15 protein-coding genes and 5 pseudogenes are annotated in these 19,285 nt (G+C 71.0%); 7 read left to right on the top strand and 13 right to left on the bottom strand.

The features are described 5' to 3' along the window. Positions 1 to 398: 398 nt before the first annotated feature. Entirely contained in the window at positions 399 to 1,331 is a 933-nt protein-coding gene (locus ABD335_RS06835; protein WP_344321190.1) for an LLM class flavin-dependent oxidoreductase, read from the bottom strand. Positions 1,332 to 1,692: 361 nt separating this feature from the next. Here ABD335_RS06835 and ABD335_RS06830 point away from each other — a divergent pair, with 361 nt between their 5' ends. Both ABD335_RS06830 and ABD335_RS06825 read left to right on the top strand, forming a co-directional pair. Next, entirely contained in the window at positions 1,693 to 2,136 is a 444-nt protein-coding gene (locus ABD335_RS06830; protein WP_344321189.1) for an RICIN domain-containing protein, read from the top strand. 163 nt (positions 2,137 to 2,299) lie between these two features. Beyond that, positions 2,300 to 2,695: pseudogene (locus tag ABD335_RS06825) on the top strand (GNAT family N-acetyltransferase). Positions 2,696 to 3,069: 374 nt separating this feature from the next. On the opposite strand, the gene ABD335_RS06820 reads toward ABD335_RS06825, so the two are convergent. After that, complete coding sequence (locus ABD335_RS06820; protein ID WP_344321188.1) at positions 3,070 to 4,434, bottom strand: APC family permease; 1,365 nt, start codon at positions 4,432 to 4,434, stop codon at positions 3,070 to 3,072. Positions 4,435 to 4,588: 154 nt separating this feature from the next. Between ABD335_RS06820 and ABD335_RS06815 the strand changes: the two are divergent. Further along, positions 4,589 to 4,831 (top strand): annotated as a pseudogene (locus tag ABD335_RS06815) (TetR/AcrR family transcriptional regulator); the annotation flags it as partial. 587 nt (positions 4,832 to 5,418) lie between these two features. Here ABD335_RS06815 and ABD335_RS06810 read toward each other — a convergent pair. Together ABD335_RS06810 and ABD335_RS30735 are read right to left on the bottom strand one after the other, a co-directional pair. Continuing rightward, positions 5,419 to 5,652, bottom strand: coding sequence for a hypothetical protein (locus ABD335_RS06810; RefSeq protein WP_344321187.1), 234 nt, complete (start codon positions 5,650 to 5,652; stop codon positions 5,419 to 5,421). 133 nt (positions 5,653 to 5,785) lie between these two features. Beyond that, a pseudogene (locus ABD335_RS30735) lies at positions 5,786 to 6,589 on the bottom strand (MFS transporter); the annotation flags it as partial. Between the two features lie 66 nt (positions 6,590 to 6,655). Between ABD335_RS30735 and ABD335_RS06800 the strand changes: the two are divergent. Next, positions 6,656 to 7,093 (top strand): MarR family winged helix-turn-helix transcriptional regulator, encoded by a 438-nt coding sequence (locus ABD335_RS06800; protein ID WP_344321185.1) that lies wholly within the window; start codon positions 6,656 to 6,658, stop codon positions 7,091 to 7,093. A 523-nt stretch (positions 7,094 to 7,616) separates the two neighbouring features. Here the strand turns inward: ABD335_RS06800 and ABD335_RS06790 are convergent. The 3 genes and pseudogenes from ABD335_RS06790 to ABD335_RS06780 all read right to left on the bottom strand — a co-directional run. Continuing rightward, a pseudogene (locus ABD335_RS06790) lies at positions 7,617 to 8,188 on the bottom strand (sigma-70 family RNA polymerase sigma factor); the annotation flags it as partial. Positions 8,189 to 8,447: 259 nt separating this feature from the next. Continuing rightward, positions 8,448 to 8,891, bottom strand: coding sequence for a cupin domain-containing protein (locus ABD335_RS06785; protein ID WP_344321184.1), 444 nt, complete (start codon positions 8,889 to 8,891; stop codon positions 8,448 to 8,450). A gap of 459 nt (positions 8,892 to 9,350) precedes the next feature. Then, the gene (locus tag ABD335_RS06780) at positions 9,351 to 10,592 is read right to left on the bottom strand and encodes an alpha/beta hydrolase family protein (RefSeq protein WP_344321183.1); all 1,242 of its coding nucleotides are present in this window, start codon (positions 10,590 to 10,592) and stop codon (positions 9,351 to 9,353) included. Positions 10,593 to 10,731: 139 nt separating this feature from the next. Between ABD335_RS06780 and ABD335_RS06775 the strand changes: the two are divergent. Then, a pseudogene (locus ABD335_RS06775) lies at positions 10,732 to 10,917 on the top strand (IS5/IS1182 family transposase); the annotation flags it as partial. Positions 10,918 to 11,026: 109 nt separating this feature from the next. On the opposite strand, the gene ABD335_RS06770 reads toward ABD335_RS06775, so the two are convergent. The 4 genes from ABD335_RS06770 to ABD335_RS06755 form a co-directional block, all read right to left on the bottom strand. Then, positions 11,027 to 11,446 (bottom strand): hypothetical protein, encoded by a 420-nt coding sequence (locus tag ABD335_RS06770; RefSeq protein ID WP_344321181.1) that lies wholly within the window; start codon positions 11,444 to 11,446, stop codon positions 11,027 to 11,029. Between the two features lie 187 nt (positions 11,447 to 11,633). Then, positions 11,634 to 12,275 (bottom strand): ABC transporter ATP-binding protein, encoded by a 642-nt coding sequence (locus ABD335_RS06765; protein ID WP_344321180.1) that lies wholly within the window; start codon positions 12,273 to 12,275, stop codon positions 11,634 to 11,636. A gap of 54 nt (positions 12,276 to 12,329) precedes the next feature. Beyond that, complete coding sequence (locus ABD335_RS06760) at positions 12,330 to 14,435, bottom strand: hypothetical protein (protein WP_344321179.1); 2,106 nt, start codon at positions 14,433 to 14,435, stop codon at positions 12,330 to 12,332. A 155-nt stretch (positions 14,436 to 14,590) separates the two neighbouring features. Further along, positions 14,591 to 14,869 carry a lactococcin 972 family bacteriocin gene (locus tag ABD335_RS06755; RefSeq protein WP_344321178.1) on the bottom strand — a complete coding sequence of 93 codons (279 nt, stop codon included), beginning with the start codon at positions 14,867 to 14,869 and terminating at the stop codon, positions 14,591 to 14,593. A gap of 641 nt (positions 14,870 to 15,510) precedes the next feature. Between ABD335_RS06755 and ABD335_RS06750 the strand changes: the two genes are divergently transcribed. Then, on the top strand, positions 15,511 to 15,906 hold the full coding sequence (locus ABD335_RS06750) for a DUF1203 domain-containing protein (protein WP_344321177.1): 396 nt from the start codon (positions 15,511 to 15,513) through the stop codon (positions 15,904 to 15,906). Between the two features lie 414 nt (positions 15,907 to 16,320). On the opposite strand, the gene ABD335_RS06745 is transcribed toward ABD335_RS06750, so the two are convergent. Then, positions 16,321 to 17,541, bottom strand: a complete 1,221-nt coding sequence (locus tag ABD335_RS06745; protein ID WP_344321176.1) for an erythromycin esterase family protein — start codon at positions 17,539 to 17,541, stop codon at positions 16,321 to 16,323. Positions 17,542 to 17,599: 58 nt separating this feature from the next. On the opposite strand from ABD335_RS06745, the gene ABD335_RS06740 reads away from it, so the two are divergent. Further along, on the top strand, positions 17,600 to 18,349 hold the full coding sequence (locus ABD335_RS06740; protein WP_344321175.1) for a TioE family transcriptional regulator: 750 nt from the start codon (positions 17,600 to 17,602) through the stop codon (positions 18,347 to 18,349). A gap of 127 nt (positions 18,350 to 18,476) precedes the next feature. Here ABD335_RS06740 and ABD335_RS06735 read toward each other — a convergent pair whose 3' ends face one another. Continuing rightward, positions 18,477 to 19,232: an AraC family transcriptional regulator gene (locus ABD335_RS06735; RefSeq protein WP_344321174.1), complete on the bottom strand. Its 756-nt coding sequence runs from the start codon at positions 19,230 to 19,232 to the stop codon at positions 18,477 to 18,479. Between the last annotated feature and the right edge of the window lie 53 nt (positions 19,233 to 19,285).

Here is a 19,285-nt window from a genome sequence, read left to right as displayed (position 1 = left end):
ACGGTCGAGGCCGGCGAGGTGCCTCTGGGCGCGGAGACGCCGAACGTCACGCCGGTGCCGCGCGGGCGGTGGGCCCGATCTCAACCTCGGCGGTGGTGGAATCCGCGGCGTCGCCGAGAGCCCGGTGGGCGACCGGCGCGCGGCCGGCCTTGGCCCGGAACCAGTACGTGGTGGTCGTGCTGCTGCGGCCGGCCCGGTCGATCGCGCGGACGCTCAGGCAGTCGGGCGCGGTTCTCGTGGGGAGGTGCCGGAGGGTGACCGGGCCGCCGGGTTCGGTGGGGCGGGCGGCCCGCCCACACCATCACACGCCGACCAGTGCCGCCTGCCCACCCGGGAGGCCGGCCTGCTCCCCGGTTGCGGTGGAGAGGGCCTCTCGGGCGGCACGGGTGCGGGCGGGGTCACGGCCGTGCACGGTCCGCGCGGAGACGGGCCAGTAGTCTCTCGGCGGCGTCCAGGGCCGGTTCGCGCACCACATAGCGCGTGATGCCCCAGCGCCGCTCGTACTCGGCCAGCGAGGCGACGATCTCCTCCTCGGTGCCGATCCAGGCGTACGGCGCGGCCAGGACGTCCCGCGCGGTGCACCCGGCCAGTTCGGCGAAGCGGTGCGCGACGGCCTCCGCGTCGTCGGTGACCTCCACCACCTGGACGAACGCCTCGCGCGCGGGCGCGCTCGCCCGTCCGGCGGCGCCCCGCTCGACCAGCTCCACCTGCCGGTCGATGTCCTCGTCCCGCCACCGCACCTCGTGGCCGTACCCGTCCGGCAGGGTGCGGCCGAGCCCGCTCAGCCCGACGACATCGGCGTGCTCGCCCGCCCACCGCAGCAGGGTGGAGTTGCCGCCGCCGACGGTGAACGGCACCCGGTCCTGTATCGGGCGGGGACCGTCCAGCCGGGCGGCCCGGGCGTACACCTCCGGGCCCTCGACGGTCACCTCCTGCCCCGCCAACAGCGCGCGGCACGCCTCGGCCACGGCGGTGAAGCGCCGCACGCGCCCGGCGACGTCCGGGCGCTGCGAGCCGAGCATGGCCCACTCGGCGGGGGTGTGTCCGGCGCCCAGCGCCAGCCGGGCCCGGCCGCCCGAGACGACGTCCAGAGTCGCGATGTCGGAAGCGAGCAGCAGCGGCTCGCGCACTCCGGCGTTGGCCACGTAGGGCCCCAGACCGATGCGTTCGGTGACCGGCGCGGCGGCCGCCAGGGCGACGAGCGGAGAGGCCACCGCCCCCGGATGGTCGGGAACGAGCAGTGCGTCGAAGCCCGCCGCCTCGCAGCGCCGGGCGAGAGCGGTCCAGGAATTCGCGTCATTCGGTACAGCCTGTACAGAAATTGAGATCATGGCGGCCATCCTGGCAGCACGAGCCGCCACGCCCCCACACACCCGGACAGCGGTCAGCCAACGGCGAACACTCCGGCGGACGCCCCCGGCGGACACCGCGGTGAGCGCCACGCCGAACCGGACGCCGCGCGGCAGACGCCCGGCGACCACCACCATCACCCGCACCCCCACAGGGCACCGACCACGCACGGCAGTCGAGGACCGGCCGCGAGGCGGAACGCCGGATGCGCCACCCACGCGAGTGGAACCCCACGCCCGGCGGCATCCGGGCACACGCGGCGGTGCACACACACGGTGGCCGGCACCACCCCGCACGGTGCGGCCGGCCTCGGACCCCGCACCGCACCAGGAGACCTCGACCATGACACCCGCCACGCCCGGCACCTACACCATCGGCTTTCACGGCGCCTACCACCTGACCCTGCTGGGCGGCCATCCCAACGACAGGACCCAGGTGGTGCTCCTGCCGCCCCGCGACGCGGAGAAGGAGCAGCACTGGCAGGTGGAGGCACGGGACGACGGCGCCGTCACCCTCGAGAACGTCGCCTCCGGCACCTACCTCGGTCACGACGGCGACCCCGCCCACTTGGAGATCGTCCACGGCCACCCCCAGCCGCACCCGTGGCGGCTACGTCCGGCCCCGGGGCGGAAGGGAGCCTTCCACCTCGTCCTGCCCGGCGGGCCCGTCGACGGCACCGAACTGGCCGTCGACCTGCACCCGCTGCGCCTCTACCCACCCCTGCTCGGCCTCCTGCCGCTGCGGGAGGCCGACCTCGGCCAGACCTGGACCCTCACCCCCGTGTGACCACCCACCTGGAACTCGGGAGTGGGCGAAGGCCACGTCAACCGACTCAAGACGCTCAAACGCCGGACGCTCGGTCGCGCCGGCTTCGCCCTCCTCCGCAAGCGGGTCTCCTGGCTCCGTGATCGGGTCGGTGCCGGGGCCGGCCGGGACTTGCGATCGGGGCGTGACGGTCAAGTACGGGTGGCGGGGCGACTTCGACAACGCTTCCCTCGACGCGCTGCACGCCGACGGCTTCGGTCCCCCGGTTGCTCGGACCGACTGACGAGCACAACGTGAACGCCACAGCCTCGGTTGGGTCTGCGCCTGGGACGACGGCTCCCTGATCGGCTTCGTCAACGTTGCCTGGGACGGCGGAACTCGTGCTCTCATCCTGGACACCGTGGTCGCTCGGCACTGCCGGGCGAAAGGAGTCGGCTCCCGGCTCGTCGCGATCGCAGCCGACGAAGCCCGTGCCGCGAAGTGCGCGTGGCTCCACGTCGACTTCGAGGACCACCTGCGTCCGTTCCATCTCGATGCCTGCGGCTTCAAAGAGACGACAGCCGGGCTGATCGCCCCATAGCACGGCGACACCGGCCCTCGACCGGGTACGCACGACCAGGCGGTGCCGAGGCAGCCGCCGTCCGCGATCGCCGGCCGCTCCAGGCCGAGGGGCCCTTCCCCCGTGTGCTCTGGAGCCCCCCTGGTCGGGCCGGCGGGTGGTCATCCGCTGTTCGCGCTGCGGGTGCTGCTGCCCGACGAGATGCCGCGGGCCTGGGAGCGGTGGGAGGAGCGTGGGGCACCGGGGCTGGGGGCCGGCCGATGTGGATGACGACGATGGTGACGGTGGCGTCGGTGATCTCGTACAGGATTACAGGATCCGTTGACCTCCTCGTCTCGTGAACGGGCGAGGAGGTCGATCGGGATGTCCCGCCTCACCAGGGGGGACGGTGCGGCTCACGCCTCGCCACGTGCTTTCAGCACCATCTTGTTGAGCACCCACAGCCCGATTCCGATGCTCAGCAGCACGCCCGCCCTGATGTAGACGTCGGCGGGCCGGTCGGACAGCGGGCTGGCCAGGATCAGCGCGGTGATCGCGCCGAGCACCGGCAGGGCCGTCGGCGTGCGGAAGTGCCGGTGCTCGACGCGATCGCGGCGCAGGACGAGGACAGCGATGTTGACGACGGCGAAGACACACAGGAGCAGGAAGGCCGTGGTGTCGCCGAGACCCGCGATCTCCCCGGTGGAGACCAGACCGATGGCGAGGAGCGAGACGAAGACGATGCCGACGACCGGGGTGCGGCGCCCGGGGAGGACACGGCCCATGCCGCGGGGCAGGACGCGTTCGTTGGCCATGCCGTAGCAGAGGCGGGACGCCATCATGATGTTGATCAGGGCCGAGTTGGTGACGGCGAACAGGGCGATGAGCGCGAACAGCTTGGGCGGGAAGTCGATACCGCCGGCCTTGACGACCTCCAGCAGCGGGCCGCTCGAGTCCTCCAGCACGCGGTAGTCGACGAGCAGGGAGGAGACCAGGGCGACCAGGACGTAGATGGTGCCGGTGACGGCGACGCCGGTGAAGATGGCGCGCGGGAACGTACGCACCGGGTCCTTGGTCTCCTCGGCCATGTTGACGGAGTCCTCGAAGCCGACGAAGGCGAAGAAGCCGAGGGCCGTCGCCCCCAGCACGCTGGTGATCAGCGCGTAGCCGGTGCCCTCCGCCTGGAACTCGCCGAGCCGGGAGGGTTCACCGTCACCGGTCAGGACCGCCCAGGCGCCGATCGTGAGGATGACGAGCAGGCCGGTCAGCTCGACCAGGGTGAGGACCACATTGGTCTTCACGGACTCCGACACGCCCCGCAGGTTCAGGGCCGCCAGGGCGAGGACGAACAGGATCGCGACGAGGGTGGGCGGGAAGAAGTCCGTGAACTCGGCGAGGTAGTCGCCGCTGAAGGCACGGGCCGCCGCACTGGCCGAGGAAAGGCCCGAGCACATGACCATGAAGGCGACGATGAAGGTGAGGAACGGAACCTTGAACGCCTTCTGGGTGTAGAGCGCGGCGCCGGCCGCCTTCGGATACTTGCCGACGAGCTCGACGTACGAGGCCGCGGTCAGGAGGGCCACGACGAACCCGATGACGAACGGCAGCCACAGCGCCCCGCCGATCTTGCCGGCGACCTGACCGGTGGTGGCGTAGATGCCGGTACCGAGGATGTCGCCGATCACGAACAGGATCAGCAGTCGAGGACCGATGGCACGCCGCAGCGGGGTGTCCTCCCCTCGCCCCGGTGAAGCCGCGGCATCCCTTCCGGTTGTGGACACGGAGGCTCCCCCCTGAGGCGTTCTGCGGTGAACAACGTCTTGCCTGCCCGGTGGGCCGGTGAGTGATGCCTCGGCGTGCTGCAATCGGAGGCACGGGCAGGTCGATGGCTCCGGGTTCCGGTCCACATCCTGCGGTCGCGTACGCAGCGTGACTATCGAAGCATGGGTCGACCAGCGCGACGTCGCCGCCCGCTACGGCTGCCCCACCGGCACCCTGGCCGTCGAACTCGACAAGCGCGCCGACCGGACCCTCGACGCGGAGGCCGGCGCGGTGATCCGGCGGCTGTTGGACTGGGCCGGACGCCGGTTCCGCGAGCCGGGCCTCTCCGACCCGGACGTCATGACCCGCGAAGGAGCCCGCCTCCTGCGCTGGCTCGACTCCCTTCCGGTTTCGGATGGGCGCCCTCGCCCCGACGCACGGTGGTCGGCCGGACTCACCTGTCGACACGCTCCCGGACCGTTCTCGACCGTCCGTGGACCGGGAACCGGAAATGGTGACCGAGGCGGGATCCAGGCGGGCGCCCATGTGTACGACGTCCCGTGGGCTCTCCTGAGCGGCCCCGTCCGGACCGAGCGCTCGCCCACGCAAGGCACGGACGTCGTACACATGGGCGCCCGCATCCCGGTGACTGCTGTTCAGCGGCCACCGGGAGCCGTCCGAGGCGCGGCGGCCTGCCCATTCCGCGAGCCGGCGGTCGACGGCTGCGTCGACCCCGCCGGTCACCCACACCGCCGCGTCGTCGACCAGGATGTCGAGCCGTCCGACGTCGGCCGCCGCGGCCCTCGCCTGGTCCGCGGCCGTGACGTAGCCGATCGCCACCGCGGCCCCCTCCGCTGCCAGGGCCCGGGCGGTCGCGGCTCCGATGCCGCGACCGCCGGTCATCAGGGCAACCCTGCTCTTCAGACGGCTCCCGCCGTCTCTGCCGTGGCCGTTCCCTGCACGGCGCACGGATTCGGCGGGTGGGTGGTCGAGGTGTCCCCGCGTCAGGCGCGGAGGGCCGGTCGGCGTTCGCGGCGCAGCGAGTGGACGGCGATGGCCAGACCGGCCATGGTGAGGAGAGCGCCGACGAGGTAAAGGGACCGCAGGCCCGGTCCGTCGGCGATGATCCTCCCGCCCAGCCAGCCGGCGAAGGCGGCGGCGAGTTGGAATCCGGAGGCGTTGACCGCCACGGCGAGTGTGGGGGCGGAAGCGGCCGTGGCCATGACGCGCATCTGCATGCCCGGGATGATCGCGAATGCCGGCACGCCGAGGACGAGGGCCAGGACCGCCGCGAGCACCCGGATCTCGGACGGCCCAGAACAGTGCCAGGACCCCCGCAAGCGCGGCGAGCAGAGCGATCAGCGACGGCATCAGCGACTTGTCCGCCAGCCGTCCGCCGACGAGGTTTCCGACAACCGCGCCGGCGCCGTAGACCAGCAGCAGTACGGGGACCGCGCCGGCGGCGAAGCCGCTCACGTCGGTGAGCAGGGGGGTGATGTAGACGAAGACGGTGACAACGCCCAGGTTGCCCACGGCGGTCAGGGCGATCGCGAGCTGGACGTCGCGACCGGCGAGCACGCGCAGTTCTCCCAGGGCCGATCCCGACGCGGGCGCGGGCCGGGCGGGGACGGACAGCAGGACCAGTGCCAGGGCGGCGGCGCTGACCGCGGCGATGGTCAGGAAGGTCGCCCGCCAGCCGAGGTGCTGGCCGATGAAGGTGCCGGCCGGCGTGCCGAGGACCATGCCCAGGTTCATTCCCAGAGTCAGTTTGGCCACGGCGGAGGCTTGTCTGCCCTCCGGGGCCGTCGAGGCGGCGGTGGTGATCGCGACGGCGAAGAACGTGGCCACGACCAGACCGGCGACGATCCGCGCCGCCAACAGCACGGCGTAACCGGGCGCCGCCGCCGAGGCCAGGTTCGCGACCACGGACACGGCGACCAGGCCGGCGATGAGCGGTCTGCGGGCGAGCCGGGCCGTCGCGACGGTGACCACCGGGCCTCCGACGACCATGCCTAACGCGTAGGCGGTCGCCGGCAGACCGGCCGCGGGGATCGACACGGAGAGGTCGGCGGCCACGTCCGGCAGGATGCCGGCGATCACGAACTCGCCGGTTGTGAAGCCGAAGACCACCAGCAGGAGGGAGAAGACGGAAAGCGGCACGACACCGCCCCACATACTTCTAATTCTAATAATAGGGACTAGAACTATAATGGTTCGAAGTACACCCGCTAGACTGAGGGCATGGCCAGGCAATCCGATCCGACGGCGGACGGCCGGATCGACCGTGACGTGTGCAAACTGATCCACCGGTTCACACAGAAGCTCGATGCCCATGTGCGTTCCGTGGCCGAGGAGTTGGGCATCACCGCGACGCAGGTCGTCGCGCTCCGGGAACTGTCCGAGCCGATCACCGCACGCGAACTGGCCGACAGGATGGTCTGCGAGCCCTCCAACGCGACGTTCGTCCTCGACCGGCTCGAACAGCAGGGCCTCATCGAGCGCCGGCCCCATCCGACCGACCGGCGCGCCAAACAGATCGTGCTCACCCCGGACGGCGAGCGCTACCGGACCGACGTGCTCACCCGGTTGAACACCCACTCCCCGCTGGCCCCGCTCACCGCGGCCCAACAGGAGAACCTGCGCGACCTGCTGCAGACGCTCGTCGCGCAGCACCGGTAACGCCCGCGGCCCCTTCTCCCGCCTTCCCGTCCGCCCGTCCGGCGGCGGGCGAGTGCGGGCACAGCAGACTGGAGCCCACACTCGCCAGGCGCCGGTCGATCCACCCGTCGACGTCGGCCTGGACGGCACACGGCACCTTCTCCCACGTGCCGTCCGCCGATCAGCGGCGACGACGGTCACGCACGGTCTTCCACTTCCCGAATCGGGTCGGCGGGCCCCGGTAATGATCCCGGTCCGCTGCCGGAAGAGAATGCCGTGGATCATCTGGCGACGGCTCTCCCGGTGCCCCCGCGCCCCACGCTCTTCACCCGTGCTCTGACCGGGAAGGTTCGCCGGGCCGGACAGAGGAAGTGCGTCCGGCGTGGCACCAGAGGGCGTGGCGGCAGAGCCGGTCAGGCTCCGCACCCAGCTCACCGACGCCGTCTGCCACACCTACACCGCCGCCGGCGTCCGTCTGATCCCCATCGACGGGACCCAACACATCGGCCCCCGCACCACCACCGGAGCCGAAGTCGCCGCCTCACGCCGACGACAGGAATGCCTCGACGACCCTCCGCCGCCGGTTCAGGTCCCGGTCCGGCATCGCCGTCGGGGTGCCGCCGCGCACCCGCCTCCGAGCGCGGCTGGCGAGCTGCCGGGCCGCCGCCGGGGTGCGGTCCACGATCGGCGCGATCTCGTCGAAGGGCACCCCGAACATGTCGTGCAGCACGAACGCGAGCCGCTCCGCCGGGTCCAGGGCCTCCGGCACCACGAGTAGCGCAAGGCCACCGAGTCCGCCATGAGCGCCTGCTGCTCGGGGGCATCGCTCTCTTCCTCTTCCGAGGTGGAGAGCAACGAGAGGAGGACCGAATCGAAGGAGTCCTCACGGCGGGTACGGCGCTGCCGCAGCATGTCCAGGCACACGCGGCCCACCACCGTGGTCAGCCAGCCCCGCAGGTTCTCGATGCCTCCGTCGTACGACCGGCTCAGACGCGACCAGGACTCCTGCACGGCGTCGTCCGCCTCGGCCTGCGAACCGAGCATGCGGTAGGCGACCGCCCGCAGGTGACCGCGGCTCTCCTCGAACTGTTCCGCCGGCCACAGCCGCTCGTCCATGACTCTCCTCCCGGTGGCCTGTCGCATCACCCTGACGCACCGGCCCCGCCCGATGTGACGGAACACCGCGGCCGGCCCACGTCGAGGTCCTCGCAGGACCCCGACCGACCGCGGTCCTCCGCGGACGTCGCCCACCGCCGGCGCCTCGTGGAGTACGCCGCCGTCTTGGGCGTCGGCCTGGAGATCGCCCAACATTCCGCGGAACATCGGGATGACACATCGGGAGAGAATGACCTCTCAGTCGTCCCGCGCTCTCTTGCTACCGCGTTTCCGTCTCCTGGAGTTGGTACAGCTCGGGCAGGGAGACCTTGATCGGCTCCTGTGTGGTCCGTGCGATCACGGCGACCACGGGCTCGTTCGGGTCGGGATTCTCCTCCCGATGCGGGACGAACGGGGGGACGAACAGGAAGTCGCCAGGGCCGGCGGTGATCCGTACCTCCTGTGTGCCGTCGTGGTAGATGTACACGGGGTGACCGCTGACCACGTAAATTCCCGCCTCCGAATCGCCGTGGTGGTGGTTGTCCGTCGCGCTCAGCGGCGGATTCTCCACCAGGCCCATCCAGAGCTTCTTCGAGCCGACTGTGCCGCCGCTGACGGCTGCGTAGCCGTCCAACTCACCGGCCCGGACGTGGTGGACACGGTTGACCGGCAGCGTCTTGACGTCGGTGCTCGGCGCGGACCCGCTGCCTCCGTGGGTGTTCATCGCGTGGCCTCCTGATGATTCTCCAGGTCCTTTCGGCTGGGCATCAGACTGCGACCGCCGCAGCTGAAACGGCAAACAAAGTTGCCGAGGCGGCAACGCACGTACGGGGCAATGATGTCCGCCCGGGCAGCGGTCCCCGATCAGGGATCGGGCACGTTCCGTCATGCGTCACGCCGGCACTCGGGGCGATGATCTCCGGTGACCCGTCGGAGAAGTCGTAGGAGCGGTGGCCGTTCGGGGAGAGTCGGGAGACGAGCACTCCCTGCTCCTGGTGGTAACGCGACAGCCTGCGAGACGTGTTGGTGCGCTCCGACAGCGCTCCGATACACGCGTGCGAACTCCTCTCTCCCTTCTGGGTCTTCTTCCGGGAGAGACGGGAGACCGGCGACGACCGCGCCGAGCCCTTCCGGCGGCCGGCAGCGCGTCGCCGCTGCCGGCCGCTGCCCAGACCGCCACACTTCAGAGGACGAAGCGCACCTCGGGATAGGACGGGGAGGGGCCGTCCAGCAGGTGCCGCGGCCGTCCCCGCAGGTGCTGGTCGAAGAAGGCCGTGATGTAGGAGCGCTGGGCGGCAGTGCTGCGCTCGGGGTTCACGGTGCCGATGTACTGCTCACGGGTCTGCGCCGGGATGTCCAGGTGTTCGTCCAGGACGGGCAGGACGGTCTGCACATCGGTGTAGCTGTAGTGGCCGCCCCGCTCCAGGCTCAGGTCGCGTTTCCAGCCGGTCGAGCGCTCCCAGAACGACTGCCAGGACGGCTTGTTCAGGTGGGTCTGATTCGCCTTGCCCATGAGCATGAACGGGCGGTCCAGCCCTTCCAGAGCCACCGGGAGGAATTCGGTGCCGGTGTACTGGAGTGTGCCGTCCATGTTGATGCCCGCATCGATACGGTCGTCGGTGCGCATGGCTTCGGCCGTGGTCATGCCTCCGGCCGAGTGGCCGTACATTCCGACCCGGTTCAGGTCGAGCGCTTTGCCCAGTCCGCGGGGAAGGCGACGCCCTTCGGCGTCGGGGTTTCCGCCGGCTCGCAGTACGGCCAGTTGGTCGAGAACGAAGTGGGTGTCGTGCACCCGGGCCTCGATCGCCTTCTTGCGTGTCTCGGTATCGGCCATCGGCTCTTTCTGAAGCTCGACGCGCCCGTCGGGGAACTCCACCACACTGCTTTCATGGGTGTGGTCGACGGTGACGACCACATAGCCACGGCTCGCCAGTTCCACGGCCGTCGAGGTGCCCAACGCGCGAGGAACCCCCAGACCCGGCGAGTACAGCACGACCGGCCGTCCACCGCGGTGGTCCGCCGGGGCCATGGCCGCGGCGTCCGTCCGCGCCGCGGCCCAGTCCACCTCGCCGGGACGGGCCAGCCCGAACGAGCCCGACTCGTCCGCGAAGCGCGCGACGCCGGGCCGCATGTACGGCTGGCGGGGGTACCCGCTCGTCGCACGCGCCGGATACCACACGCTGACCATCAACTCCCGGTCCGTGTCGGCGACCCAGGGGTCGGGCCGGTCACGGTCGACGAGATGGAGCTCGGTGCTCCCGACCGGCTGTCGCCCCGTCGGCCCGGGCAGCTCGAAGCGCACCGCCTCATGGGCCACAGCGGATAAGGGGTCGGACGAGGGCACGGCGGAGGCGGCCGTACCCGTTCCGAGGTTCAGGGAGAGGACAAGAGCCACTGCGGTGACGATGCCTGCACGGATTCGCATGCGACCAATCTGGCCTCGAAAGCGGCACCGACACATCCGTCGGCAGGGTGAGCCGACCCTTGCGATTCCACCCGGCCTTTCCGCCGACCTCTCAGGGCTGTCTCGGGGTTGATCATTGTCGAGGAGTGTGCCGGCCCCGATGGGCGGCGTCGGCCGGACCGACCGGTTCTCGGCGAACGTGCAGGTCATCGTCGACGCGCGGGCCTGGCGCACCTCCGGATCGGCCGAGCACTGCCAGAACGTGACCGTGCTGGGCGACGGCGCGCACCCCGACACCGGACTGACCGTCCCGCACCGCAAACGCCCCGGACGAGTTCTGCCGGCGGAGGCCGAGAGGACGTAGCCGCTCTCGGGCCACTGCAACGATCAGCCGGGATGCGGGAGAGGTGACTGCCGTGCCGTCGTTGTCGTCACGTTCCGAGGGGAGGTCGGAGTCACTCCCCGCGGGCCCGCGCAGCCCATGTCCCGGCTCGCGCGGCGGCCGCCGCCTCCAGCAGGGACCAGCCGTCGACCTCCACCGCCCGCCGCTCCCCCGGCTGCCACCCGCGGGCCGACGCCGCGTCGAGCAGGGCTCGGACGGCGCCCGGTTCGTGCAGGTTCAGGGAGCCACCCCGGACGTACCCCACGTCCCCGGAGCCCATGGGGAACCCGCCCGGGACGTACCGGCCCGGGCCCTCGGCGAAGACCATGCGCAGCGGGCCGCCGGTGCCGGCCGGCTGCGGGTACAGCGTGAGGGTCTCGCGGCAGTCCGCGGACCGGCCGTCGGTCGGCACGCAGTGGCTGTGTCGGAGCGTCCACAGGTACGCGCGCCCGTCGGCGACCAGCCAGCGGGGCTTCCTCGGGTGGCGGGGCACGGAGTCGAGAGTACGCGACCTGACCCACAAGACACCCTGGTCTTCCGAGTCGGCAATTCCGTTCACATGTGCGGGTCCGGCGCCGGACGAACAGGCCCCCGCCGTGGCGGCCAGGACGTCATCTCCACCGGCTCGTCCCGGCCGAGCCGGGTCGAGCGGTGGTTCGCCGAGCCGACGAGCAAGCGGATCATTCCGAAACGATCAGTGGGAACACAGCGTCGCACTGCTCACGCACGTAGTCGTCGTGGGTGGCGATGACGACCGCACATCCCGAGTCGCTCAGCTCGCGGAGGATCTTCACGACGGTGACGGTGTTGTCGTGGTCGAGGGCTCCGGTTGGTTCGTCGGCGAGTACCAGCAACGGCTGTTTGACCATGAGCCGGGCGAGCGCGACACGCTGCTGCTCGCCACCGCTGAGCCGGGAGACCTTCTCCTTCTCGCGGCCTGCGAGGCCCACGCGCTCCAGCGCCTCGGAGACGGCGGTCCTCATGGTCCGGCGCGACCCGCGCCGCGGCTTCGCGACGACTTCCAGGTTGGCGGCGACGGTGGCGTTGTCGATCAGGGCGTAGTGCTGGAAGAGGTAGCCGAGGACATCGCGGCGGAACAGTCGGGCCTGCCGCGGCCCCAACCGGGTGATGTCCCTGCCCTGGTGGCGAATGGCCCCGGAGGTGGGGGCGTCCAGCAGTCCGAGGCAGTTGAGCAGCGTCGACTTGCCCGAGCCGCTGGGGCCGGTCAGGGCGAGCATCCGGCCACTGTGGACAGTGAGGTCGATGCCCGACCACAGGGTGCGCCGTCCGAAGGACTTGGACAGATTCTCGATGTCGATCACTGCGGTGCTCCTGGTGCCTGCGGGGAAGGTGACGGGGCGTGCCGGTCGGGGTCTTCAGGCCTCACTGCTGCCCGCTGTGACGATGCGGCGGTGGAAGAGAGCGAGCACCAGGAGGACGACGCCGAGCGTGGCGGCGGCGAGACCGGACGCGGCCGCCATGTCCAGCCGGGTGATCTCCGCGGGAGGCAGGGGGGCGGGGATGCCCTGTGCCGCGTACCGGGCAAGGTCCCGGTTCTCCCACCAGGTCCGCACCGGAAGCCAGGCGAGGATGAGCACGGCGACGGCTGCCTCCGTCGCCAGGAGGACCCGATGAGTGGCCGCGAACGACCAGCCGCCGAGGTGCCGGACGAAGATGGTCTGCGCGTTCTTGCGGGCGTGGACGATGCACACGCCGATGGCGGTGACGAGCAGTACGGCCAGTCCCGCCGCGAGTTCCAGGAGTTGGAGACGGAATGCGTAGGCGGCTTCGCGCATGGCGGCCGCGGCCTTCTGCTGCACCGGGAGGAGCGCGGCGATGTACGTCCGCATCCGGCCGTCCCTCCGCAGGAGGTCGTGGACGTCCCGCGGATCAGGGAAGATCACCTGATTGCGGGTGGCGAAAGCGTAGTAGTTGGTGTCGGTGAGGTGGTCGGACCCGTTGGGGACGACGAGGAGGACCGGGTCGCGCACGAACGAGCGGTCCGTATGGGTGCCGTCGCGGTTGGTTTCCTCTCCGGGTGTATAGGCGAATATCCGCTGGCCGTTCTTCATGGGCCGGGTTTCGATGTCGCTCTGCGTGATGCGTTCGGGGTTCCCGGGGCTCAGGATTCCGGGCACCCCCTGCCGCAGGATCGGCAGATGGGGTGCGAGGTGCTCGGGGACGAGGAGACGTGCCGGGCCGTCGCCGACGCTCTCCCTCTGCCGGTTCCCTGGCAGATGGCGCTGCCCGTCGGGGTCGAGGACGGGCTGTTCGGCGAGAAAGGCCTCGTTCACGACGAGCAGCTCTCCCGGAAGCTCCTTGCCGAAGAGTTCACGCAGCCAGAGCCGCCCCGCGACGATGATCTTCCCTTCTGTGTCCGCCTGATGCAGTCGGCGCCCCACCGCCCGTTCCATCTCCGGGATCTCGTCGATCCCCACACTGCCGGTGATCCGGATTCCGGTCGCGTCCCCCACCCGGGCGTAGGTCTCCCAGGCCTGCCGCCGCTCCAGAAGATCCTGGCCTGCCGCGACGACCGAGGCGAGGAGCCCGACGATGAGCAGCAGCGCCGGAATCCGCACCGCGTAGGCGGTCAGGACGGCGGCCCGAGCGGGGACTTCCCCCTTGAGCGCCGCCGGCAGAGCGGTCCGGAAGGTGAACCCGAGCACGGCGGCGTGCGCCGCCAGGGCGGTCAGGCCCAGCGCCACGGCCACAGCGGCGGCGACGGCCGCGTAAAGCCCCAGGTGTGCCCAGCCGTTGAAGATGCCGAGCGACGTCAGCACCACCGCGGTGAGCACGCCTGCCGCTGTCGGCCAGAAGCGGCGCAGTTGCCGTAGGTCCCGGAGGAACGCCTCGGTCAAGGACGCGCCCTGGAGCCTGAGCACTCCGTACGCTTTCGCGTTCAGGAGCACACTCGCGCCGGTGAGCGTCACCAGGGCCAGGGCCGTGATCAGGAAGGCATCGAGCAGGGAGCTGTCCGCGTAGGCGGTTCGCAGCTCGGAGAAGGACAGGGGGTGGCCGACAGTGGTCTTCAGCCCCAGGGAGGCGAACTCCGCGACGACGTCCCGGTCCGCCGGACGGGGACCGAAGAGGTAATAGATTCCCCGTGGGTCGCGGTTGCCGAGCTCGGCCAGCGGGTGGACCTCGGTGACGGTCCGTCGGCCGAAGTTCGGGTAACCGTCCTCCAGCCAGGAAGCCGCGGCGGATCGTGGGTCGCCCACTGCGAGATACAGATGGCGGCGTTCCTCCGAGTCCTCCAGATCGGGCAGTTCGCGCCCGATCACGGCACCCCGTTCGGCCGCGAACTCCGTGAGCGCCCGCACCACCTCTTCCCCGCTCGCGGACCCGTCCGACTCGTTGACGAACAGCACCGCCCGGTTCCCCAGGACCATTCTCTCGTCGAGGCCCGAGACGACGAGGAACGCCAGCATCGCCGCGAAGGCCAGGGCAGCGGCATGGACGAACTTGACACCTCTGTGCAACATCGCCTGTCTGTTCCTCGTCGGAGCGCTCGGCGTTCGGCAGAGCGGGGGCGCTGCGGGGACGGAGCTCCGTGCGTCTGTGGGGAGCGGCTGCTCAGGCCGCTCCCCACAGGCGTTCGGCAATCAGCGAGGTCGCCGGTCCGCGACCGGCGCACGAGTCAGCAGATGCGGTAGTACACCTTGTTACCGCTGACCGCCGCGTGGGTGGCGCTGTTCGACCAGCGGCCGGCCGCCGTGTCGGGGCTGCGGTCCGTGAAGTAGCCCACCGAGGTCGAGCCGTGGCACTTGCTGCCGTGGTAATAGTTCGACCACACGGTGCCGGGGGTGATCCCGTGGTCCCACGTCCCGCCCTCGGGCGGATAAGTGATGGTGGCGAGAGCAGGCGTGGCGGTGGCGACGACGAGGGCGCCGACGACGACCCCTAATCTCGCGATCATCTTCCTCACTGTTGTGCCCCTCCCTACGTTCCGATCCCTTCCGAGCGCCCTCCACCATAGGAAGAGCGAGAGACCGCCCGACAGCGCGTTTCAGGGCAGCCGCTGGACCACGAGAGCGTTTCGTCCCTCATGCTTCGCCGCTGTTTCCGCGTTCGGGGCGGCACACCGCACACGAAGCGTAAGAGGGAAGTGGAACAGGCGGGGTCGGGTGGGGCACGGCACCGTCTGTCACCGGGTTCCCGCAGATGACCGGCGAGGCCGCAGCCCTCTTTCGGTTCGGGCCTCCACCGGAAGCGGTGGATTCCGCCACCCGGCGCGGCAGCCCGGAAGAACACAAAGAGTGCTGCCGCGCGACCGTGTTCAAGCCTGGCAAAAAGTTGTCAGTGACATGTCGACAGCGAGAGGTGCGGGACAGCGCCTGACAGCCGTCTCGTCGGGCCAGTGCCGCGTCAGACGATCCTTTGCCTGTTGAGACAGGCCGGCGGGCGTCCGCTGCCGAACACGACGTCCGATACCTGCCGGCGTGAGACGCGCGGAGCCGGGAGTCTGGGTCCGTGACCGTGCCATCGACCGCGGCGTTCCGCATCCATGCACTTCCCGCCGAGACACTGGACAGCGTACGGGCGAGTGGAGTCGACGTCTTGGGCCATCGCGCCGAGCGCATCACCGCCGAGGGAGGCGAGCCCCTCCGGTGCTGCCTGCGCGACGCCAGGCCCGGCGACAAGCTGCTCCTCTTCGGTTACCAGCCGCCGCTGCCGGCCGGCCCTTACCGTGAGGTCGGGGCCGTGCTCGCTCATGCCGAACCCTGCGCGGGCCCCGCCGACATCGCCGGCTATCCGCCGGACTGGCGGGGACGGCCGCAGGTGCTGCGGGCGTACGACGCTCGCGGCCGGATCCACGACGCAACCACGGTGCACGACGGCCAGGACCCGGAGAAGGTGATCGCCGAACTGCTCGCCGAGCCGGACGTGGTGCAGCTCCACAGCCGCAACATCGCCTGGGGCTGCTACATGTTCGCCATCACCCGCCCTGACTGAGGTTCGGGAGGGCATCCGGCAGCGCCTGCCGCACCGTCGCGGTTTCCCGCTTCCACCATGGCCGAGATGACCGTTCCGCCCCGGGGACATGTCCATCCCGGGGACATGGCCGAGCGGGTACGCGTGCGGGAGATCGACGGCGACGAGGGCGGGCGGCTGCCGCGGACCGTCCGCAGGGGCGGCGGGGCGGTGGTGCCCTGGCGGCGGTCGCGCACCGGAACCAGGGTGCCGTCCGCGCTCCCCGGTCGGTCGGCGGCGCCGGCCGGCCGGTGCGGATCGACTCCGCATGGAGCGCCGCTTCGATCGGCTGAAGAGCTTCCGCGGCATCGTCACCCGCTACGGCGAGACCGCCCCCTCCTGTGAAGCGGCGGTCTGCCCGCGGTCTGCCCGGCCTCGCTCCTGCTCCGGGCAGGATCACGTCGAAGACGGATCCTCGCTTTGCGAGAGGTCCTTGAGGAACACGATGCCGTCGTATCCGGCCAGGTGGGCCGGGTCGAGCGGGGAGTAGCCGAACCAGGGGGACACGCGGGGCGCGGGCCGCGTGTCGCCGAGGGCGGTGGCCAGCCGGGGGGCGTCGACGACGCAGCGGTCCTCCGGGAGCGCGTACAGGAGTCCTTCGACGGTGTCCGGCGGCGGGGTGTCCACTCCCTGGTGCCGGATCGTGCCGAGGGCCGTGGCCACGAAGGCGTACTCCTCGCCGAGCCGGGCGCTCACGAGCGCGCCGGCGCTCCACCACTCCAGCGGCATCCCGCCCATCCGCATCGTGCTCTTGTCCCGCTGGAGATGGCCGTTGTGGGCGTGGACGAGTGCCGGGCCCCGTTCGGCGACGGCGAGGAGGTTGTGGGCCATCATCCGGTCCCGCAGGCCCACCAGCCGCGTCATGCGGGCCGGTGAGGTGTCGGCCATCCAGTAGTGGTAGCGCAGCAGTCCGGTCGCGGTGCGCCCGTACAGGCGCGCCCGGTCCCAGTCGTCCCGCGAGGTCGCCGTGATCAGGTGCGGCGTCTGCGTGTCGAACAGCGCCACCAGATCGTCGGCGAGCAGCCGCAACTCCCCGGCCTCGGCCGACTGCCCCACGGACTGGGACGGGTCCGTCATCGCGGCGGGATTGGTCCACCGGTCGTCGGTGCCGAGCAGGCGGTCGAGTGTTTCCGCGGTGCAGGGCAGCAGGTCCGCGTCCACATGGGCCGAGAGGTAGCCGTGGAGTGCGGTGAGAGCCTGCCGGGGGCTCGCGGCACCGGTGATCTCCAGCGGGCCGTCGAAACCGGCGAAGCGGAGCCGCTCGGACGCGGGCCGGCCGTCGTTGTAGGCGCGCATCCAGCGCACGAGCTCGCGGTTGGCCGCGGAGGCGCCCCAGCCGTGGCTGAATCCGTGTTCCATGACCTCGTCGAGAGTGCCCGTGCCCGAGGTGACGTAGTCGTCCACGCGCAGGCCCATCACGCAGTCGCTCTCGATCGCGATCGTCCGGTAGCCCTCCTGCTCGACGAGCTGCCGGAAGAGTTCGTTGCGCAGGTCGAGCAGGGTGTCCTCGCCGTGGGTGGGCTCGCCCAGGGCGAGCAGCCGAGGCCGGGCCGGGAGCAGCCCCAGGACGGCGGCGGCCTCGACGGGATGGACGGTGTCCTTGATGTCGGTGGTCATGGCTTCAACGGTATCGTTGAACCTTCGGTGGAAACTTTTCCGCGATATCGTCGGCCTCATGGGGCAAAACCTTCAAAACAGTGAGCGACTCAGGCCGATTGACCTGGCGCGCGGGCACGGTCTGTCCACCCAGGCGATCAGGAACTACGAGGAGGCCGGCATCCTTCCGGCCGCCGGTCGCACCCCCCACGGCTACCGCACCTACACCTCGCTGCACGCGGGAGCCCTGCGCGCGTTCCTCGCCCTGGTGCCCGGCCACGGCCACCGGACGGCGACGTCGATCATGCGGGCCGTGAACCAGGGCGCGACCGAGGAGGCGTTCCGTCTCATCGACGAGAGCCACGCCCAACTCCTCGACGACCGCCGGACCCTCCAGGCCGTGGAGAGCGCCCTCCGCGACCTGGAGCCCGCCACGGCGCCCGGGCCCGGTGGGGGATCCGAGCCGGCCGCGGTGTCCGGGCCCGGCGGCACGTTCATCGGGCCGCTGGCGGCACAGCTCGGCATCCGGCCCGCGACGCTGCGCAAATGGGAGCGCGCCGGGCTGGTGCGCCCGCGCCGCGACTCGCGGACCGGGTACCGCGTCTACGACGAGGCCGACGTACGGGACGCCCGGCTGGCCCACCAGCTCAGGCGGGGCGGCTACCTGCTGGAGCAGATCGCCCCGCTGATCGCCCAGGTGCGGGCGGCCGGCGGGCTGGAGCCACTGGAGACCGCACTGCGCGACTGGCGCGGCCGGCTGTCCGCCCGCGGGCGGGCGATGCTGACCGGGGCCGCCGAGCTGGAGGCGTACCTCCGCGAGCGCGGATGAGGACTTCGGTCGCCGGCCGAGCACGTCGACGTGATGCCGCACGAACGGCGAGAGACGGGTCACGTCCTCGTCGCGGACGTCGAAACCGTCCGCGCGCGGGCGTTCCCCGCCGTTCCCCGGTCTGCCGTCACCCCGTCCTGTCGCGCAGGTGGTGGACCCCCGGGGTGTGCCCGAAGGTGCGGCGGAAAACGTCGATGAACGCGCTGGCGGACGACCAGCCGCACAGATGTGCCACGGTGGTCACCGGGGTGTTCTCCGCCAGCAGCACCAGGGCATGGTGCAGGCGCAGTTGGGTGCGCCACTGCGGGAAGGTCATGCCGAGGTCGTTGCGGAACAGGCGGGACAGGGTGCGGTCGCTGGCTCCGACCTCCCGGCCCAGCTCGGCGAGGGTACGGCTGTCGGCCGGGTCGGCACGCAGAATGTCGCACAGTGCCCTCAGTTGGGGTGCGGTCGGTGCGGGCAGGTGCAGCGGCTGCCGGTGTGAGACCCGCAACTGGTCGAGCAACACCGCCCGGAGCCGTCCCCGTTCGGGGCTGTCGTCGTCCGGAGTGCGTGTGTAGGCGACGATCAGCTCGCGCAGCAGCGGACTCACGGTCAGCACGGTCGGCTCGTCCAGCCCGAGCGGATTCTCGGTGGGGGGAAGCCCCACCAGGTGCAGTTCCAATTCGCCGTGGGCCTGGTGGGCGTGCACCGTGCCGGCCGGGACCCAGATCGCCCGTGTACCCGGTGCGACCCACGAGCCCGCGCTGGTCGTGACGGCGAGCACTCCGCGGCCGGCGTAGACGATCTGGTGATCCTCGTGCCGGTGGGCGTCTATCTCGGCGCCGGGCGCCAGCCACTGGGTCCGTGTCGGGGCCACCGGCTCGTGGCGGATCTGCGTCATCGGTTGGCAGTTTATCGAAAGCGCGACACGGCACCGGGCGATGAGCATGGCAT

Origin of the sequence: Streptomyces macrosporus, from assembly GCF_039533145.1 — a bacterium.
Classification (GTDB): Bacteria; Actinomycetota; Actinomycetes; order Streptomycetales; family Streptomycetaceae; genus Streptomyces; species Streptomyces macrosporus.
Note: the sequence above shows the minus strand (reverse complement) of the source record. Positions and strands in the feature narration are given on the sequence as shown.